The 2,401-nt window shown below is 43.1% G+C and carries 1 protein-coding gene; it reads left to right on the forward strand.

From position 1 onward, the window contains the following. Positions 1-26: 26 nt before the first annotated feature. Positions 27-2,401: SusC/RagA family TonB-linked outer membrane protein (locus tag WBJ10_RS01490; protein ID WP_424287790.1), on the forward strand; the 2,375-nt coding region annotated here is incomplete at its 3' end.

The following is a 2,401-nucleotide window of genomic DNA, read 5'->3' on the forward strand; positions in this document are numbered from 1 at the left end:
AATTAATCAACTAAGTATTCTAAAATATGAAAATATTTCTACTGCGCCAGCAGAAGAGTGTGCTGTTTGGTATTTTATTACTAACGCACGTATTATTTCTCTTCCAAACAAAAACAGCTTATTCACAAGTGCCCGGACGCATTACCGGAAAAGTAACGGATGAAACAGGCGCACCGCTGCCAGGTACAAGTGTAAAAATCGATGGTACTACTAACGGAGTTCAAACCGGAGCAGATGGGACATATTCCTTAACCGCACAGCCGGGAACGTACACTCTTGTTTTTACCTTCATATCTTATCAGCCGAAGCGGATAACGGGCGTGGTTGTCGGTTCAGGAGAAACTTCGACCAATAATGTCAGCCTGCTTCCCGAATCAGGGGTTTTAAATGAAGTAGTGGTTGTAGGTTACGGTACTCAGAAAAAAGAGAACCTGACAGGTGCCGTTGACCAGGTATCAGGCAAAGCACTTACAGACAGGCCAATACCAAATCTTAGCCAGGGACTTCAGGGGGTATTACCCAATTTGAACATCAGGCTTGGGGATGGAAAGCCTAATCAGGCTCCATCTTATAATATCAGGGGTGCAACTTCGATAGGCCAGGGTGGTAGTGCACTAGTACTTATCGACGGGGTAGAAGGTGATCCGAGTTTACTGAATCCAAATGATGTGGAAACCGTAACAATGTTGAAAGATGCTGCGGCCTCCTCTATTTATGGAGCCAGAGCTGTTTTTGGTGTGGTTTTAATTACTACCAAGAAACCTCAGGGCGGTCGCACATCAGTGAATTATTCGAACAACTTTGCTTCTAAGAGTCCTGTTGAGCGCCCTGATTTTGTAACCGATGGTTATACCTGGGCACAAATGTTCACCGATGCCTTTATTAATGGGGATGGTTCGTTCCCTCAAAATGCGAATAAAACACAGAAATGGTCTCCGGCTTACCTTGCTGAGTTTAAAAGAAGAGCAGAGTCAGGCCAGCCCTATAATACGGTGGAGATTGATCCGATTACCAAAGAATATATTTATTACTCGAGTACAGATTATTACAAAGAATTATATAAGGACAATAACGGGGCTAATGAACATAACCTTTCTTTGACGGGAAGCAGCGAGAAAATCTCCTTCCTTGTCTCAGGAAGGTATCAAAAACAGGATGGCTTATTCCGTTACAACTCTGACGATTATGACATGAAAAACTTCCGCGCACGGGGTGCAGTGCAGGTTTTCCCATGGCTAAAGATTGATAATAACGCTGATTTCTCTGTGATGTCCTATTTTAATCCATTAAACGTAGGTGAAGGCGGGGGAATTTGGCGAAATATCGGTGATGAAGGTCATCCAACATCGCCCATATTCAATCCGGATGGTTCTTTATCGTTTTCCTCTGTTTACACCGTAGGAGATTTTGTTTACGGAAAGAACGGGATTAATACTAAGCGTCAAATATTTAGAAATACCACTGGATTTTCTTCCAGTTTCTTTGGAAATAAGGTGAGGGTAAACGGCGACTTTACTTTCCGGAACCAGGATAACGACGAAGATCGTAAACGGGTACAGGTACCTTATAGCACCATTCAGGGTGTAACCAATTTTGTGGGTACTACCACCAATGACCTTTTATTTGACCAAAGAAACATCCAGTATCTTGCAAATAACCTATATACAGAGTATGAAAATACGTTTCGTGAAAAGCACTATATGAAGTTTATGGTGGGTTATAATTTTGAACAATCCACCTTTAAGAGACTTGCTGCGCAACGGAATGGGATAATTTTCGAAGATGCTAACGACATCAATTTGGCATTAGGACAGGCAATTACTACAGCCGGGGGATATGAGCGCTGGGCTATCCTTGGAGGATTTTCCCGTTTAAATTATGTCTTTAACAATAAATATCTCCTTGAGATTAACGGACGTTATGACGGTTCTTCAAAATTTCCTACAGATCAGCGATTCGGCTTCTTCCCATCAGTTTCTGCTGGATGGAGGGTAAGCCAGGAGTCTTTCTGGAAAGTATCGCCGAAATTCATTTCTGACTTCAAGATCAGAGGCTCCTATGGGTCATTAGGAAATGGAAATATCAATTCCTATATCTATCAGGAAAACTTTTCGATCAGACAATCGGATCCCATCCTGGGTGGGGTAAAACCGGCCATAACCTCACAGCCTGCGGTATTGCCTGATGGGCTTACCTGGGAGACGGCAACCACTTCCAACCTGGGTCTGGACCTTGTTATGCTATCTGACCGACTTACTTTTAGCGGAGATGCTTATATCAGGAATACCACAGACATGTTCACTGTTGGGTTAACAGCACCGGCTACTTTTGGAGCAACAGTTCCAAAAGGGAATTATGCCGACATGGAAACAAAAGGATGGGAGCTTTCAATGGGCTGGCA

Origin of the sequence: Daejeonella sp., assembly GCF_049655485.1 — a bacterium.
Lineage (GTDB): Bacteria > Bacteroidota > Bacteroidia > Sphingobacteriales > Sphingobacteriaceae > Daejeonella.